Below are 16,092 nucleotides of genomic sequence, written 5' to 3' on the forward strand. Positions count from 1 at the left end.
CAGCTTCAACCCTGCACGACGCAGGTGGCCAAGTGCGCGGCGAGCGCATCAAAGGCAATGTTCTGTTGCTCGCCCTGACCACGCAGGGGTTTGAAACCTATCACTTGCTGGGCCAGTTCGTCATCGCCCAGGATCAGTGCATACAGCGCACCGCTCTTGTCGGCCTTCTTGAACTGGCTCTTGAAGCTGCCGGCGCCGGCATTGATCTGCAGGCGCAGGTTCGGCAACTGGTCACGCACTTTTTCGCTCAGGGCCAGGGCTGCCAGTTCGGCGGCCTCGCCAAAGGCGCAGAGGTACACGTCCACCTGACGGGAGATTTCTTCCGGGACCTGCTCCAGGGTTTCCAGCAGCAGGATCAGCCGCTCGATACCCATCGCAAAACCCACGCCGGTGGTCGGCTTGCCGCCCATTTGCTCGACCAGGCCGTCGTAGCGACCACCGGCACATACGGTGCCTTGGGCGCCAAGCTTGTCGGTGACCCACTCGAATACGGTCTTGCTGTAGTAATCGAGGCCACGAACCAGTTTAGGGTTGATCACGTAGGGAATACCGGCTGCATCCAGGCGAGCCTTGAGGCCCTCGAAGTGCACGCGGGATTCGTCGTCCAGGTAGTCGGCCATTTTCGGCGCGTCGACCAGTACGGCCTGGGTCTCGGCGTTCTTGGTATCAAGGACGCGCAACGGGTTGGTTTTCAGACGGCGCTGGCTGTCTTCATCCAATTTGTCCAAGTGAGCAGACAGGTACTCGACCAGGGCGACGCGATAGCGACCCCGGGATTCGCTGGTGCCCAGGCTGTTGAGTTCAAGCTTGACCGCGTCGCGGATGCCGAGCAGGCCCCACAGGCGCCAGGTCAGCACGATCAGCTCGGCGTCGATGTCCGGACCATCGAGGTTGAACACCTCGAGGCCGATCTGGTGGAACTGGCGATAACGGCCTTTCTGCGGGCGCTCGTGGCGGAACATCGGGCCGATGTACCACAACTTCTGCGGCTGGCCACCACCGGTGAGGCCATGCTCGAGCACGGCACGCACGCAAGCGGCGGTACCTTCCGGACGCAAGGTCAGGGAGTCGCCGTTACGGTCTTCAAAGGTGTACATCTCTTTTTCGACGATGTCGGTCACTTCACCGATGGAGCGCTTGAACAGCTCGGTGAATTCGACGATCGGCATGCGGATCTGCTTGTAACCGTAGTTATCCAGCAGGCGCGCGACCGTGTTCTCGAAGTAGCGCCACAGTGGCGTCTGCTCCGGCAGGATGTCGTTCATGCCACGAATGGCTTGCAGAGACTTGCTCACATCTAATCCTTAAATTCGTTCTTAGCCGCGCGCGATCAGCGCTGCGTCAGCCGCGACCTTCTCGGCCGCTTTCTGGCGGATCAGCTTTTCCAGCTCATCCACCAGATTGTCATTCGTTAACTTCTGTGACGGCTTGCCGTCGATGTAAATCAGGTTCGGGGTGCCGCCGGTCAGGCCTACATGCGCCTCTTTGGCTTCACCCGGGCCGTTGACCACACACCCGATCACCGCAACATCGAGCGGAACCAGCAGGTCTTCGAGGCGCATCTCCAGGTCGTTCATGGTTTTCACCACGTCGAAGTTCTGCCGCGAGCAACTCGGGCAGGCAATGAAGTTGATGCCACGGGAACGCAAACGCAGGGATTTGAGAATGTCGTAGCCGACTTTCACTTCCTCTACGGGGTCTGCCGCCAGGGAGATGCGGATAGTATCGCCAATCCCTTCGGCGAGCAGCATACCGAGACCCACCGCAGATTTCACTGTGCCTGAGCGCAAACCACCCGCTTCAGTGATACCCAGGTGCAGCGGCTGCACGATTTCCTTGGCCAGCAGGCGGTAGGCTTCTACCGCCATGAACACGTCGGAGGCCTTTACGCTGACCTTGAAGTCCTGGAAATTCAGGCGTTCAAGGTGTTCAACGTGGCGCAGCGCCGATTCAACCAGCGCCGCCGGGGTCGGCTCGCCGTATTTTTTTTGCAGGTCTTTTTCCAGGGAACCGGCGTTGACGCCGATACGGATCGGAATCCCGCGGTCACGCGCCGCATCCACCACCGCGCGCACACGGTCTTCGCGACCGATGTTGCCCGGGTTGATGCGCAGGCAGTCGACGCCCAGTTCGGCCACGCGCAATGCGATCTTGTAGTCGAAGTGAATGTCGGCAACCAGCGGCACCTTGACCAGTTGCTTGATGCGACCAAATGCTTCGGCAGCGTCCATGTCCGGTACGGAAACCCGCACGATGTCGACACCGGCCGCTTCCAGACGGTTGATCTGGGCGACGGTGGCGGCGACATCATTGGTGTCGCTGTTGGTCATGCTCTGCACCGCGATAGGGGCATCGCCACCCACCGGCACCGAGCCGACCCAGATCTTGCGCGATACGCGACGTTTGATTGGAGATTCGCCGTGCATGACTATTGTCCCAACTTGAGGCGAGCGGTCTCGCCACTGGTGAACGGCGCCACGTCCACAGGCTGGCCGTTGTAGGCCACTTGCGCGCCACGGGCATAACCCAGACGCAGCGTCAACGGAGGCTTGCCGCCTTGGTCAAGCGTATCTCCCTTACGCTTCAAACCGCTAAACAGCACTTTGCCATTGCCATCGGTGACTTGCGTCCAGCAGTCAGCGATGAAGGTAATCTGGATATGCCCATCGCCGGCCGCCAAGACCGGCGTGGTAGGTGGCGAGACTGCCGGCGCTGCCGGTGCAACGGCTGCTGGAGCCTGTGCCGGCGCGGCTGGCGCATGTGCCTGGGCCACCGGGGCCGCCGCAGTGGCAGGCACCGTCGGAGCGGGCACGACGGCAGTCGCAGCAGGTGCCGTGGTGGCTTCCGGTGCAGGTTGCTCGGCGGTGGCCGGCGCTTCTGGCGCGGCCTGCCCTTGAGCAACAGCCTGGTCTTCCGGCTCATCCAGCGGATGAATCTGGGTGGTGCCGTCGGCGCTTTCGACTTCGACGTGCTCCAGGGCGTTGCTGGTCAGGTCCTTGGTGCGCTGGGAGGCTTGGTCCTGCCACCAGACGAAGCCGCCGCCGATCACCGCGATCAACAGCAAGAGGCTGACAATACGCAAAATCGTGTGGGAAACCCGCACCGGCTCTTCGATGCGACCGAGGCCATGCACATTGCTGCCCTGAGAGTCGGTGCCGGTGAATTGATCGAACGCTTGAACCAGTACGGTTTGGTCAATGCCCAGCAACTTGGCATAGGCGCGGATATAGCCGCGGGCAAAGGTATGCCCAGGCAGCTTGTCGAACGCGCCGGCTTCCAGGTTGCCCAGGGACGTGGCGGTCAAATTGAGCTTGAGGGCCACTTCTGCCAGCGACCAACCATTGCTTTCGCGGGCCTGACGCAAGGTTTCGCCTGGGTTTACGCGATTAGCTGCTACAACTTCCGGGTGCGCCGCTTTCATCATTGCTCCGACAGGTATTGCTGATATTCCGGCGTACCGGGATAGAGTCGTTCGAGTTGCTGGCCAAAACGTGCGGCCGTGTCGCGTTCTTCATGAACCGTCGCCAGGCGCACACCGAGCAATAGACTACGTGCATTTTGCCCGCTGAGCAGGCTAAAACGCTCGTAATAGTCACGTGCCGGCACATAATGCCTGTCTTCGTAAGACAACTCAGCCATTTCGAGCAACGCGCGTGGCTGACGACCGTTCAGGTGCAGGGCTTTTTCCAGCTGCCGCCGGGCGCTATCGCGCTGGCCAAGACGCACCGAGGTCACCCCAAGGTTCTCGAAGACGCGCGAGCGCTCAGGATAGAGAGTATCGGCGCTGGCTTGTTGGAAATAACGGGCGGCCTGGTCATAACGTTGCTGCTCGAACAGAAAGCTGCCGTAATTGTTCAGCAGCCGAGGGTCGGCAGGACGCGCGGCCAAGGCCTTGTGGAAATACTGATCGGCCAGTTCGGGCTCGGCCTGAGCCTGGAATACCAAGGCCAGTGCGGCATTCGCGTCGGCATCGGCGCTGTCCAGCGCCAAAGCCTTTTTCAACGGCACCTTGGCCTGCTCGCTCATGCCTTGGCGCAGATACCCCAAGCCCAATTGCACATAGGCAACTCGCGCTTCATCACGGCCTTTATCGGTTTGCAAAGGGCTGTCATGGCCCGATGAAACACAACCGGCCACGAGGCCGGTAAAAAGTAAAAGCAGCGCAAGGCGCAAGGGCATAGAGATCCTCTCTCAGATTCGATTCACAGCGATTTGCGGCAAATCTTCGGCGGCGTTAAGTTCGCGCACGGCGATATAACGTTCGCTGCGACGGGTGCGATCCAGCACCTGCCCGACCAATTGGCCACAGGCGGCGTCAATGTCTTCACCACGCGTGGTGCGGACGGTGACGTTGTAGCCGGCCTGGTGCAGTTGATCCTGGAAACGGCGGATGGCGTTGTTGCTCGGCCGCTCGTAACCAGAATGTGGAAACGGGTTAAACGGAATCAGGTTGATCTTGCACGGGGTGTTCTTGAGCAGCTCGATCATCTCGACCGCGTGCTCGACCTTGTCGTTGATGTCCTTGAGCATGGTGTACTCAATGGTCAACACACGCTTTTCGCCCAAGGTCGCCATGTAACGCTGGCAAGATTCGAGCAGCATCTTAAGCGGATACTTCTTGTTGATCGGCACCAATTGGTTACGCAATGCGTCATTCGGTGCGTGCAACGACAACGCCAGGGAGACGTCGATGTGCTTGGCCAGCTCATCGATCATCGGCACCACGCCGGAGGTCGACAGGGTTACACGGCGCTTGGAGATGCCGTAACCCAGGTCGTCCATCATCAAATGCATGGCGGCAACGACGTTATCGAAGTTCAGCAGCGGCTCACCCATGCCCATCATCACCACGTTGGTGATGGCACGGTCGACGGTCGCCGGGACGCTGCCAAAGGATTTGTTGGCAATCCACACTTGGCCGATGACTTCGGCGGCAGTGAGGTTGCTATTGAAGCCTTGCTTGCCGGTGGAGCAGAAACTGCAGTCCAGGGCACAGCCTGCCTGGGACGAAACGCACAAAGTACCGCGCTTGCCCTGGGGAATGTACACGGTCTCGACGCAGCTGCCGGACGCCACGCGCACCACCCACTTACGGGTGCCGTCGCTGGAGATGTCCTCGCTGACAACTTCGGGACCACGGACCTCAGCAATGGCCTTGAGCTTGTCGCGCAGGGCCTTGCTGACGTTCGTCATGGCGTCGAAATCGTCGACGCCAAAGTGGTGAATCCACTTCATTACCTGACCGGCACGGAAACGCTTCTCCCCGATTGAGTCGAAGAATTTTTCCATTTCCTGTTGAGTCAGACCCAGCAGGTTGGTTTTAACAGTCGATGTCGTCATGGATTCACCCTCACTCTTTAAGCCGATGCTTAGCGAGCGGTTACTTCAGTAGCAGCGAAAAAGTACGAGATTTCGCGAGCAGCGGCGGCTTCGGAGTCCGAACCGTGAACAGCGTTGGCGTCGATGGATTCAGCGAAGTCAGCACGGATAGTGCCGGCAGCTGCTTCTTTAGGGTTGGTAGCGCCCATCAGCTCACGGTTCAGAGCGATAGCGTTTTCGCCTTCCAGAACCTGAACAACAACAGGACCGGAGATCATGAACGCAACCAGGTCGCCGAAGAAACCACGAGCGCTGTGCTCAGCGTAGAAGCCTTCAGCTTCAGCTTTGGACAGTTGCTTGAGTTTCGAAGCTACAACCTTCAGGCCGGCTTTTTCGAAACGAGTGGTGATCTCGCCGATGACGTTTTTTGCAACAGCGTCAGGCTTGATGATGGAGAAAGTACGTTGAACAGCCATGGTGTAACTCCAGAAACGGTAATTTACGAAAAATTAAACCCGCGAATTATACGCGGGTTATTGGGTATTGCCTAACTGCGTAAAAAGGCGGCTCAGTCTGCTTCTTCGATCCACAGGCCTTGAATCGCCTCCAGAACCTTTTCGCCACCCCGGTCGGGGATGTCGTCGAAGTCCGGCAGCTCCATCACCAGATTGCGCAGCTTGACGAAGTTGACCGTCAGAGGATTGACCTCCGGGTGGGCTTCAGCAAGTTGTATAGCGATTTCTTGTACATCAACCCATTTCAGGCTCATGACATTTCCTTGAATCAATGCGGCGCTTCGGCCGCATGGTTGAGCGAATATTTCGGAATTTCGACGGTGATGTCTTCGGTCCCGACCTTTGCCTGACAGCTTAGGCGAGAAGTCGCCTCCAGGCCCCAGGCGCGATCCAGAAAGTCCTCCTCCAGCTCATCCGCTTCTTCCAGAGAGTTGAAACCCTCGCGAATCACGCAGTGGCAGGTGGTGCAGGCGCAGACACCGCCGCAGGCACTCTCGATCTCGATGTGGTTGTCATGGGCAACTTCGAGGATGGACTTGCCGGTCTCAGCCTCCACAACCATACCTTCCGGGCAATGCTCGGCGTGTGGCAGAAAAATGACCTGCGGCATTAATTATTCCTCGATTTCATTCAGATTGCGTCCCGCCAGGGCGGCTTTTACCGACTGGTCCATACGACGGGCGGCAAAAGCATCGGTCACTTGCGACAAACGCTTGGTCTGTTGCTCGATGGCATAACCATCGTTGCCTTTCATCAATTCGGTCAACTCCTGCATCTGCAGGTCGATGACCATGCGCTCTTCGGCATCCAGCAGGCGCTCGCCGTCAGCATCAAGGGCACCCTGCACCGCTTCAAGCAGGCGCTGGGCATCAACTTGCTGTTCACGCAGTACGCGGGCGACCTTGTCGTCACCAGCGTATTGGAACGAGTCCTTGAGCATCTTGGCGATTTCGCCGTCGGTCAGACCGTAGGACGGTTTGACCTGGATGCTGGCTTCAACGCCCGAGGCCAGCTCACGCGCAGCCACGCTGAGCAGGCCATCGGCGTCGACCTGATAGGTGACGCGAATCTTCGCTGCACCGGCCACCATCGCCGGGATGCCGCGCAGTTCAAAGCGCGCCAGGGAGCGACAGTCGCTGATCAGCTCGCGCTCGCCTTGCAGCACGTGAATCATCATGGCCGTCTGGCCGTCTTTGTAGGTGGTGAAGTCCTGGGCACGGGCGACGGGGATGGTGGTGTTGCGTGGAATCACCTTCTCCATCAGGCCGCCCATGGTTTCCAGCCCCAGGGACAGCGGGATCACGTCGAGCAGCAGCAATTCGCCACCGTCGCGCTTGTTGCCGGCCAGGGTGTCGGCCTGGATCGCCGCACCGATGGCGACCACTTGATCCGGGTCGATTTCAGTCAGCGGCTGGCGACCAAAGGCTTCGGCGACGGCTTCGCGCACGCGCGGCACACGGGTCGAACCGCCAACCATGACCACGGCCGCCACATCTTCCAGCTCAACACCGGAGTCACGTACGGCACGGCGGCAAGCCCTGAGGCTGCGAGCGACCATCGGCTCGATCAGCGCATCGAAGGCTTCACGGGTCAGTTGAGCCGACCATGAGCCGTAGCAAACCTCTACAGAGTTGGCGTCCGTCAGTGCTTCTTTGGCCGCACAGGCAGTTTGCAGCAAATTACGCTGCGCGCCCGGGTCCAGGTCGGCGGACAAGCCGGCACTGGTGATGATCCAGCCGGCAATCGCGTGATCGAAGTCATCGCCGCCCAGGGCGGTATCGCCGCCGGTGGCCAGCACTTCGAACACACCGCCGGTCAGGCGCAGGATCGAAATATCAAAGGTGCCGCCGCCCAAGTCGTAGATCGCGACCAGGCCTTCGGCGTGCTGATCCAGGCCGTAGGCCACAGCGGCCGCCGTCGGCTCGTTGAGCAAACGCAGCACGTTCAGACCGGCGAGTTTCGCCGCGTCCTTGGTGGCTTGGCGCTGGGCGTCGTCGAAATACGCAGGAACGGTGATCACCGCGCCGACCAATTCACCGCCCAAGGTGGTTTCTGCACGCTGGCGCAGCACCTTGAGGATATCAGCCGAGACTTCCACCGGGCTTTTCGGCCCCTGGACAGTGTCGATGAACGGCATATGGGATTCGCCGCCGACAAAGCGGTACGGCAGCTGGTCGCCCAATTGCTTGACGTCGGACAGACCACGACCCATCAAGCGCTTGACCGACAGCACGGTGTTCAAAGGATCGGAAGACGCCGCCAGCTTCGCCGACTCACCGACTTCGGTGCGATCAGCGTGATAGCGCACGGCGGACGGCAGAATAACCTGGCCATCAACGTCGGGCAGCGGCTCGGACAGGCCGCTGCGCAAGGCGGCGACCAGGGAATTGGTGGTGCCCAGGTCAATCCCGACCGCCAGACGACGCTGGTGCGGTTGAGGGCTTTGGCCGGGTTCGGCGATCTGCAGTAGAGCCATGGTAATCAGGTCTTATCTGTCTATCAGGCGTGCAACACGGGCAGCACTGGGTTAATCGTCGAGGCGCTCTTCTAGCTGGCGCACTTCGTAGGTGAGCTTGTCGAGGAACTGCATGCGCCGCATCAGGCGTTCGGCCTGCTCACGTTGCGCGGCATCATTCCAACAGGCTGCGAAGCTTTCGTTGAGTTCATCCTGGGCCACTTTCAGACGACGCTTGAAGACCGCGACACCGGCCACATCGGCCTCGTCCTGCAAGTCTTCGAGCTCTTCGCGCCATTGCATCTGCTGCATCAGGAAGTCCGGGTCGTGCACCGTGACTTCAATCGGCAACTCGCCACCGTTCATCGCGAGCAGGTAACGCGCGCGCTTCGGGGGGCTTTTAAGCGTCTGATAGGCTTCGTTGAGGCTGGCGGATTTCTCCAGCGCCAGGCGTTGCTCACGCTCGGAAGCGTCAGCGAAGCGGTCCGGATGCACCCCACGCGCCAATTCTCGGTAGCGCGTGGCAAGCTGCTCGAGGTCCAGCCGAAAGCTCGGCTGCAGCTCGAATAAAGCGAAATGACAAGGAGTACCCACAAATAGCCTCAGATGTTGAAGCTTTCGCCGCAGCCACATTCACCGCGTACGTTGGGGTTGTTGAACTTGAAGCCCTCGTTCAACCCTTCCTTGACGAAATCGAGTTCGGTGCCGTCCAGGTAGGTCAGGCTTTTAGGGTCGATGATCACTTTCTCGCCGTGACTTTCGAACACCTGGTCCTCTTCAACTACCTCGTCGACAAACTCCAGCACGTAGGCAAGGCCGGAACAGCCCGTGGTGCGAACACCCAGACGAATCCCCTCACCTTTACCGCGCCCATTCAGGGAGCGGCGAATGTGCTGCGCAGCCGCTTCTGTCATGCTGATAGCCATCGTTGACTCCTTACTCGTCGCCAAATGCTTAGATCAAGCCTTTCTTCTGCTTGTAGTCGCGAACGGCCGCTTTGATAGCGTCTTCGGCGAGTACGGAGCAGTGAATTTTCACTGGCGGCAGTGCCAGTTCTTCGGCCAACTGGGTGTTGCTGATGGTTACAGCCTCATCCAGGGTCTTGCCTTTCATCCACTCGGTAGCGAGGGAGCTGGAGGCAATGGCGGAACCGCAGCCGTAAGTCTTGAACTTGGCGTCTTCGATAACGCCAGCGTCGTTGACCTTGATCTGCAGGCGCATAACGTCGCCGCACGCCGGAGCGCCGACCATGCCAGTGCCGACATCAGGGTCTTCCGCGTTCATCTTGCCGACGTTGCGCGGGTTTTCGTAGTGGTCGATGACCTTTTCGCTGTAAGCCATGGTACTGAATCCTCACTCATCAGGGCCGCTCTGGAACCCTGTAAAAACGTCTGCGTTTTCCGCCACGTTCCTACAGAGCTTGGGTGGCGGCTTCTATAGTTAGTGTGCCGCCCACTCGATCTTGGAAATATCGACACCGTCTTTGTACATGTCCCACAGCGGCGACAGAACGCGCAGCTTGTTGACGGCTTCGCAGACTTTCTGCGCGGCGTAGTCGACTTGCTCTTCGGTGGTGAAACGGCCGAACGTAAAGCGGATCGAGCTGTGTGCCAGTTCGTCGTTGCGGCCCAGGGCGCGCAATACGTACGAAGGCTCAAGGGAAGCCGAGGTGCAGGCCGAACCGGACGAAACCGCCAGGTCCTTGAGCGCCATGATCAGCGACTCGCCTTCGACGTAGTTGAAGCTCAAATTCAGGTTGTGCGGTACGCGGGCAGTCATGCTGCCGTTGACGTACAGCTCTTCAAGGTTCTCGACCTGCTTGTAGAAGCGATCGCTCAGCGCCTTGATGCGCACGTTTTCAGCAGCCATGTCTTCCTTGGCTACGCGGAAGGCTTCGCCCATGCCGACGATCTGGTGGGTCGCCAGGGTGCCCGAACGCATGCCGCGCTCGTGACCGCCGCCGTGCATGGTGGCTTCGATACGCACGCGAGGCTTGCGGCTCACGTACAGCGCGCCAATGCCTTTAGGGCCGTAGGTCTTGTGGGCGGAGAACGACATCAGGTCGACTTTCAGCTTCGACAGGTCAATGTCGACCTTGCCGGTGGACTGAGCAGCGTCGACGTGCAGCAGAATGCCCTTGGAGCGGGTCAGTTCGCCGATGGCTGCGATGTCGTTGATGGTGCCGATTTCGTTGTTCACGTGGATCACGGAAACCAGGATGGTGTCTTCACGCAGCGCGGCTTCGATCATGGCCGGGGTGACGATACCGTCGGTGGTTGGCTCGAGGTAGGTCACCTCAAAACCCTCACGCTCCAGTTGGCGCATGGTGTCGAGGACAGCCTTGTGCTCAATCTTGGTGGTGATCAGGTGCTTGCCTTTGGTCGCGTAGAAATGCGCCGCGCCCTTGATTGCCAGGTTGTCGGATTCAGTGGCACCGGAGGTCCAGACGATTTCGCGCGGGTCTGCACCCACCAGGTCGGCGACTTGGCGACGAGCGTTCTCGACCGCTTCCTCGGCTTTCCAGCCGAATACGTGGGAACGGGAGGCCGGGTTGCCGAAGTTTCCGTCGACCAGCAGGCATTCGCTCATCTTTTGCGCGACACGCGGATCAACCGGGGTGGTCGCTGAGTAATCAAGGTAAATCGGCAATTTCATGGACTTTCTCCTAAATCAGGCTGGCTGGCGTGCCGTTAGCTCTGCGGCTGTCACTCGACGGCGGACGCTTCGATCTTGTCCAGACGCGGCGCCTTGGTATTGCAACGGCGCTGGTCCTGACGCTGGGCTACTTCTTGCACCTCACGGCGAGTCACAAGATCAGCCAAGCTGATACCACTCAAAAACTCATGGATCTGCAGGCTCAAGTCACACCACAAGTGGTGGGTCAGGCAGGTGTCGCCAGCGTGGCAATCACCCAAACCCTGGCATTTGGTGGCATCGACGGATTCGTTGACCGCGTCGATCACCTGGGCTACCTGGATGCCCTGCATGTCGCGGGACAGTTGGTAGCCGCCACCCGGCCCACGTACGCTGGAAACCAAGTTGCTACGGCGCAATTTGGCGAACAGCTGTTCGAGGTAGGACAGGGAAATGCCTTGGCGCTCGGAGATATCGGCCAGGGACACCGGCCCAGTTTGCGCGTGCAAGGCCAGGTCAAGCATGGCGGTTACCGCGTATCGGCCTTTTGTAGTCAGTCTCATGGACAAGTACCAAGGTGTTTCAGAATGGGAGCAAGTATGCGATTCCCGAGTATTTAAGTCAACTATAAGACCTAGTGCTTTAGTCGGGATTACCCGTAAAAAGGGCGCGCGAATCATAGCAGGGTGGGGTGGGATGGAACAGCGCGAACGGACAACCCGCACTGCCAGAGACAACGAAGACCACATGTGCGAGCGGGCCTGCTCGCGAAGGCGCTGGGTCAGCCAGTATATTCAGCGACTGACACACCGCTTTCGCGAGCACGCCCGCTCCCACAAGGGGCTTGGGTGATTGCGAGCGCTCAGCCAGCCTTGGTGGTGGCCGCTTCGTTCTTGATCTCGGCGAAGTCTTCCTCACGCAGCTCAGGCAGGTCCTTGGCGCAGTAGCTGCTGCCCAGCTCCTTCAGCGCGCCGCACATACCGTCCAGTTTGCCGTCGACCGCCTGCAAGTGGTCAAGCAACTGGCCAATGGCGCGCGCCACCGGGTCAGGCATGTCCTCGCTGACGCCATAGGCATCGAAACCGATCTTCTGCGCCATGGCCTTACGCTTGGCTTCCTGTTCGTCGCCGACTTCGGGTTTGACGATGATGCGCCCGGGAATACCCACCACGGTTGCGCCAGGCGGCACGGCCTTGGTGACCACGGCATTGGAGCCGACTTTGGCGCCCGCCCCTACGGTAAACGGGCCAAGCACCTTGGCGCCCGCCCCCACCACCACACCGTCACCCAGTGTCGGGTGGCGCTTGCCTTTGTTCCAGGTAGTGCCGCCCAGGGTCACCCCTTGATAAAGGGTGACGTCGTCACCGATTTCGGCGGTCTCGCCAATCACGATGCCCATGCCATGGTCGATAAAGAAGCGACGCCCGACTTTCGCCCCCGGGTGAATCTCGATTCCGGTCAGCCAGCGACCGAAGTTCGACACCAGCCGCGCCAGCCATTTCCAGCCCATACCCCACAGGGCGCCGGACAGGCGGTGAATCCAGATCGCGTGCATGCCCGGGTAGCAGGTGAGCACTTCAAAGGCGTTGCGCGCCGCCGGGTCACGGTGGAAAACACTCTGGATATCTTCTCGCAAACGCTCGAACATTTTTAATCCTTCCGCTTAAGAAGCTCGCCACGGGCCGCTTTCTGGGTTTCCGTGAGGATGCCACGCAATATATTCATTTCCGCTCGGCTGACCGAGCTGCGCCCGTACAGGCGACGCAGGCGCGCCATCAAGTGCCGTGGCTTTTCAGGATCGAGGAACTCGATGGCCACCAGGGTTTGCTCCAGGTGCTCATAAAACCGCTCCAGCTCGTCCATCGTGGCCAACTCGCCACTTTTGGTCGAGGCGACTTCATCCTTCTCTACCTTGCTCGGCTGACCTTCAGCGGCCAGCCAGGCCATGCGCACTTCATAACTCAACACCTGCACCGCTGCCCCGAGGTTCAGCGAGCTGAACTCAGGGTCGGATGGAATGTGCACGTGGTAATGACATCGCTGCAGCTCTTCATTGGTCAGGCCGGAATCTTCACGACCGAACACCAAAGCGATTTCTGCGCCGCCGGCGGCCTCTTCCACCACTTTGGTGCCACATTCACGCGGATCCAGCAGCGGCCAAGGGATACGACGGTCCCGCGCGCTGGTGCCGAGCACCAGGTTGCAGCCGACCAGCGCGTCTTCCAGGGTGGCGACAACCTGGGCTTTTTCCAGAATGTCATTGGCGCCGGACGCACGGGCATCGGCCTCGTGGTGCGGGAACACGCGCGGTTCGACCAGCACCAGGCGCGTCAGCCCCATGTTTTTCATGGCTCGCGCCACCCCGCCGATGTTGCCGGGATGACTGGTATTGACCAAGACGACACGAATGTTTTGCAGCAAGGGAGGCGCTCTCGGACACGGGAAAGGGGAGCAAATCTTACAGAACAGCCTAAGGTTATGCCATGAAAGGTAACGTCGTCCTTCACCTGAAGAAAGTTTCTGCTAGAATGCCCGGCTTTCTTTAACAACCTTAGGTGACACATCCATGCAGCCCATGCTGAATATCGCGCTGCGCGCCGCCCGCAGCGCCAGTGAATTGATCTTCCGCTCCATCGAGCGCCTGGATACCATCAAGGTCGACGAAAAAGACGCCAAGGATTATGTATCCGAGGTGGATCGCGCCGCCGAACAGAAAATCATCGACGCGCTGCGCAAGGCCTACCCTACCCACGGCATCCTCGGCGAAGAAACCGGCTTGCACAAAGGCAGCGGCGAAGGCGAAGACTACCTGTGGATCATCGACCCACTGGATGGCACCACCAACTTCCTGCGCGGCATCCCACACTTTGCGGTGAGCATTGCCTGCAAATACCGTGGCCGCCTGGAACACGCTGTCGTGCTCGACCCGGTTCGCCAGGAAGAATTCACCGCCAGCCGTGGCCGTGGCGCCCAGTTGAACGGTCGTCGCCTGCGTGTAAGCGGTCGTACCAGCCTGGACGGCGCCCTGCTCGGCACTGGCTTCCCGTTCCGTGACGACCAGATGGACAACCTGGAAAACTACCTGGGCATGTTCCGCGCCCTGGTTGGCCAGACCGCCGGCATCCGTCGCGCCGGCGCTGCCAGCCTGGACCTGGCTTACGTTGCCGCCGGTCGTTTTGATGCGTTCTGGGAGTCGGGCCTGTCCGAATGGGACATGGCAGCAGGCGCCCTGCTGATCCAGGAAGCTGGCGGCCTGGTGAGTGACTTCACCGGTGGTCACGACTTCCTTGAGAAAGGCCACGTCGTTGCCGGCAACACCAAATGCTTCAAGGCAGTACTGACGGCGATCCAGCCGCACCTGCCGGCTTCGCTGAAGCGCTAAGCGAGCGAGCACAAAAAAGCACCCCAAGGGGTGCTTTTTTTATGCCTGGGTGTTGGTCGATACGGCAATTCCAGCTAAACCGATACCTGATGTGGAAGCGGGCTTGCTCGCGAAAGCGGTGGGCCAGTCAATACATCTGCTGATTGACACTATGCCTTCGCGAGCAAGCCCGCTCCCACATGTTGAACCGCACCCAGCTTGGAATTACTGCTGGTTTTGACCCAGAATCAGGCGACCTTCTTTATCGACTGGAATCTGGCCACCCGGATCACGGTCCATGCGCACCGAACCTTCCTTGCCATCCAGGGTGTACCGCACGTCATAGCCGACAACCTTGTCGCTGATGTCGTTGACGGTGTTACAGCGAGTTTGCGTAGTGGTGTAGGTATCGCGGTTCTGCATACCTTCCTGAACCTTGTTACCCGCGTAACCACCACCCACCGCACCGGCTACCGTCGCCAGCTTCTTGCCATTACCGCCACCGACTTGGTTGCCCAATAGGCCACCTGCCAGCGCACCCACCACGGTACCGACGATTTGATGTTGATCCTGCACAGGCTTCTGCCGGGTCACGGCGACGTCCTTACAGACTTCGCGCGGGGTTTTAATCTGGGTTTTCACCGGCTGCACCGCCAGCACTTGCGCATACTCAGGGCCGCTTTTTACCAGGCTGTAGGTGGCAACAGCACCCCCGGCAGTCACACCGACAGCACCCAATACCGCACCAACCAGCAACGACTTGTTCACGTGAACCTCCTGACCATCACAAGCGGACCGAAACGTCCGCGCTATACCCAGCCTTGGAGCAAAAAAAAAGGCGCGAGTTCAATACTCGCGCCTTCTTTGTAACAGCGTGTCAACAAGCGCCCATCAAGGGCGGTCGTCGACCTCCTTGCCGGTAGTGGCAGGCGGGATCAAATCCTCGCTGTTGAGGTTCAGCCAGATCAGCACCACGTTGGCGATGTAGATCGACGAGTAGGTGCCCGCCAGAACGCCAATGAACAGCGCCAGCGAGAAGCCCCACAAGTTGTCACCACCGAAGATCATCAGTGCAGCAATCGCCAGCAAGGTGGAGATCGACGTCGCCATGGTCCGCAGCAGGGTCTGAGTGGTGGAAACGTTGATGTTCTCGATCAACGACGCCTTGCGCAGTACGCGGAAGTTCTCACGAACCCGGTCGAATACCACGATGGTGTCATTGAGGGAGTAACCGATGATCGCCAGCACCGCCGCCAATACCGTCAGGTCGAAGGTAATCTGGAAGTAGGCCAGGATACCCACGGTCACGATCACGTCGTGGATCAGCGACACAATGGCGCCGACGCCGAACTTCCACTGAAAGCGGAAAGCCAGGTAGATCATGATGCCGGCCAGCGCCATCAGCATGCCGAGGCCGCCCTGGTCGCGCAGCTCTTCACCGACCTGCGGGCCCACGAACTCAACGCGCTTGACCGACGCCGGGTTGTCGCCGCCGACCTTCTGCAAGGCCTCGGCGACCTGATGACCCAGTTGCGGATCTTCGCCGGGCATACGCACCAGCAGGTCGGTGGTCGCACCAAAGCTCTGCACGATGGCTTCGTGATAGCCGGCCTTGACCAGCTCGTTGCGCACCAGGGTCACGTCGGCCGGCTTCTCGTAGGTCAGCTCGATGAGCGTACCGCCGGTGAAATCCAGACCGTAGTTCAGCCCCTTATGGAACCAGCTGAACAACGCCAGAACGGTGAGGACCATGGTGAAGCCGAACGCAACGTTGCGAACGCCCATGAAGTTGATTGTACGTAACATGG

General features: G+C 59.7%; 19 protein-coding genes. 1 reads left to right on the forward strand and 18 read right to left on the reverse strand.

Features of this window, described 5'->3' with window-relative positions; translation table 11 throughout:
- Nucleotides 1-5 precede the first annotated feature (5 nt).
- The 16 genes from hisS to trmJ form a co-directional block, all read right to left on the reverse strand.
- Entirely contained in the window at nt 6-1,295 is a 1,290-nt protein-coding gene (hisS, locus tag CPH89_RS04725; RefSeq protein WP_053257873.1) for a histidine--tRNA ligase, read from the reverse strand.
- Between the two features lie 21 nt (nt 1,296-1,316).
- Nucleotides 1,317-2,426, reverse strand: a complete 1,110-nt coding sequence (ispG, locus tag CPH89_RS04730) for a flavodoxin-dependent (E)-4-hydroxy-3-methylbut-2-enyl-diphosphate synthase (protein ID WP_053257874.1) — start codon at nt 2,424-2,426, stop codon at nt 1,317-1,319.
- 2 nt (nt 2,427-2,428) lie between these two features.
- The gene (locus tag CPH89_RS04735; protein WP_053257875.1) at nt 2,429-3,421 is read right to left on the reverse strand and encodes a RodZ domain-containing protein; all 993 of its coding nucleotides are present in this window, start codon (nt 3,419-3,421) and stop codon (nt 2,429-2,431) included.
- Entirely contained in the window at nt 3,421-4,179 is a 759-nt protein-coding gene (gene pilW / locus CPH89_RS04740) for a type IV pilus biogenesis/stability protein PilW (RefSeq protein ID WP_053257876.1), read from the reverse strand. The genes CPH89_RS04735 and pilW overlap by 1 nt, the downstream gene beginning before the upstream one ends.
- Before the next feature lie 12 nt (nt 4,180-4,191).
- Nucleotides 4,192-5,340 (reverse strand): dual-specificity RNA methyltransferase RlmN, encoded by a 1,149-nt coding sequence (rlmN, locus tag CPH89_RS04745; RefSeq protein ID WP_053257877.1) that lies wholly within the window; start codon nt 5,338-5,340, stop codon nt 4,192-4,194.
- Nucleotides 5,341-5,369: 29 nt separating this feature from the next.
- Complete coding sequence (ndk, locus tag CPH89_RS04750) at nt 5,370-5,795, reverse strand: nucleoside-diphosphate kinase (protein WP_003175956.1); 426 nt, start codon at nt 5,793-5,795, stop codon at nt 5,370-5,372.
- 92 nt (nt 5,796-5,887) lie between these two features.
- Nucleotides 5,888-6,088 (reverse strand): Fe-S cluster assembly protein IscX, encoded by a 201-nt coding sequence (gene iscX, locus CPH89_RS04755; RefSeq protein ID WP_003238461.1) that lies wholly within the window; start codon nt 6,086-6,088, stop codon nt 5,888-5,890.
- Between the two features lie 14 nt (nt 6,089-6,102).
- Nucleotides 6,103-6,444 (reverse strand): ISC system 2Fe-2S type ferredoxin, encoded by a 342-nt coding sequence (fdx, locus tag CPH89_RS04760; protein ID WP_053257878.1) that lies wholly within the window; start codon nt 6,442-6,444, stop codon nt 6,103-6,105.
- A gap of 3 nt (nt 6,445-6,447) precedes the next feature.
- Nucleotides 6,448-8,310, reverse strand: coding sequence for a Fe-S protein assembly chaperone HscA (gene hscA, locus CPH89_RS04765; RefSeq protein ID WP_053257879.1), 1,863 nt, complete (start codon nt 8,308-8,310; stop codon nt 6,448-6,450).
- A gap of 51 nt (nt 8,311-8,361) precedes the next feature.
- Nucleotides 8,362-8,883 carry a co-chaperone HscB gene (gene hscB, locus CPH89_RS04770; protein ID WP_053257880.1) on the reverse strand — a complete coding sequence of 174 codons (522 nt, stop codon included), beginning with the start codon at nt 8,881-8,883 and terminating at the stop codon, nt 8,362-8,364.
- Between the two features lie 8 nt (nt 8,884-8,891).
- On the reverse strand, nt 8,892-9,215 hold the full coding sequence (gene iscA, locus CPH89_RS04775) for an iron-sulfur cluster assembly protein IscA (protein WP_003209680.1): 324 nt from the start codon (nt 9,213-9,215) through the stop codon (nt 8,892-8,894).
- A gap of 28 nt (nt 9,216-9,243) precedes the next feature.
- On the reverse strand, nt 9,244-9,630 hold the full coding sequence (iscU, locus tag CPH89_RS04780; RefSeq protein ID WP_003175965.1) for a Fe-S cluster assembly scaffold IscU: 387 nt from the start codon (nt 9,628-9,630) through the stop codon (nt 9,244-9,246).
- Nucleotides 9,631-9,729: 99 nt separating this feature from the next.
- On the reverse strand, nt 9,730-10,944 hold the full coding sequence (locus CPH89_RS04785; RefSeq protein ID WP_053257881.1) for an IscS subfamily cysteine desulfurase: 1,215 nt from the start codon (nt 10,942-10,944) through the stop codon (nt 9,730-9,732).
- A gap of 50 nt (nt 10,945-10,994) precedes the next feature.
- Complete coding sequence (gene iscR, locus CPH89_RS04790) at nt 10,995-11,486, reverse strand: Fe-S cluster assembly transcriptional regulator IscR (protein ID WP_003194020.1); 492 nt, start codon at nt 11,484-11,486, stop codon at nt 10,995-10,997.
- Between the two features lie 299 nt (nt 11,487-11,785).
- Nucleotides 11,786-12,571 carry a serine O-acetyltransferase gene (gene cysE / locus CPH89_RS04795; protein ID WP_053257882.1) on the reverse strand — a complete coding sequence of 262 codons (786 nt, stop codon included), beginning with the start codon at nt 12,569-12,571 and terminating at the stop codon, nt 11,786-11,788.
- A 2-nt stretch (nt 12,572-12,573) separates the two neighbouring features.
- Nucleotides 12,574-13,344: a tRNA (cytosine(32)/uridine(32)-2'-O)-methyltransferase TrmJ gene (gene trmJ, locus CPH89_RS04800; RefSeq protein ID WP_003210307.1), complete on the reverse strand. Its 771-nt coding sequence runs from the start codon at nt 13,342-13,344 to the stop codon at nt 12,574-12,576.
- Between the two features lie 145 nt (nt 13,345-13,489).
- Between trmJ and suhB the strand changes: the two genes are divergently transcribed.
- Nucleotides 13,490-14,305: a type III secretion system regulator SuhB gene (gene suhB / locus CPH89_RS04805; RefSeq protein WP_003175971.1), complete on the forward strand. Its 816-nt coding sequence runs from the start codon at nt 13,490-13,492 to the stop codon at nt 14,303-14,305.
- 204 nt (nt 14,306-14,509) lie between these two features.
- Here suhB and CPH89_RS04810 read toward each other — a convergent pair whose 3' ends face one another.
- Nucleotides 14,510-15,052, reverse strand: coding sequence for a glycine zipper 2TM domain-containing protein (locus CPH89_RS04810; RefSeq protein ID WP_053257883.1), 543 nt, complete (start codon nt 15,050-15,052; stop codon nt 14,510-14,512).
- Nucleotides 15,053-15,175: 123 nt separating this feature from the next.
- A complete protein-coding gene (gene secF, locus CPH89_RS04815) occupies nt 15,176-16,090 on the reverse strand; it encodes a protein translocase subunit SecF (protein WP_053257884.1) in 915 nt (304 codons plus the stop codon).
- Nucleotides 16,091-16,092: the final 2 nt, after the last annotated feature.

It is taken from the genome of Pseudomonas fluorescens (genome assembly GCF_900215245.1).
Classification (GTDB): Bacteria; Pseudomonadota; Gammaproteobacteria; order Pseudomonadales; family Pseudomonadaceae; genus Aquipseudomonas; species Aquipseudomonas fluorescens.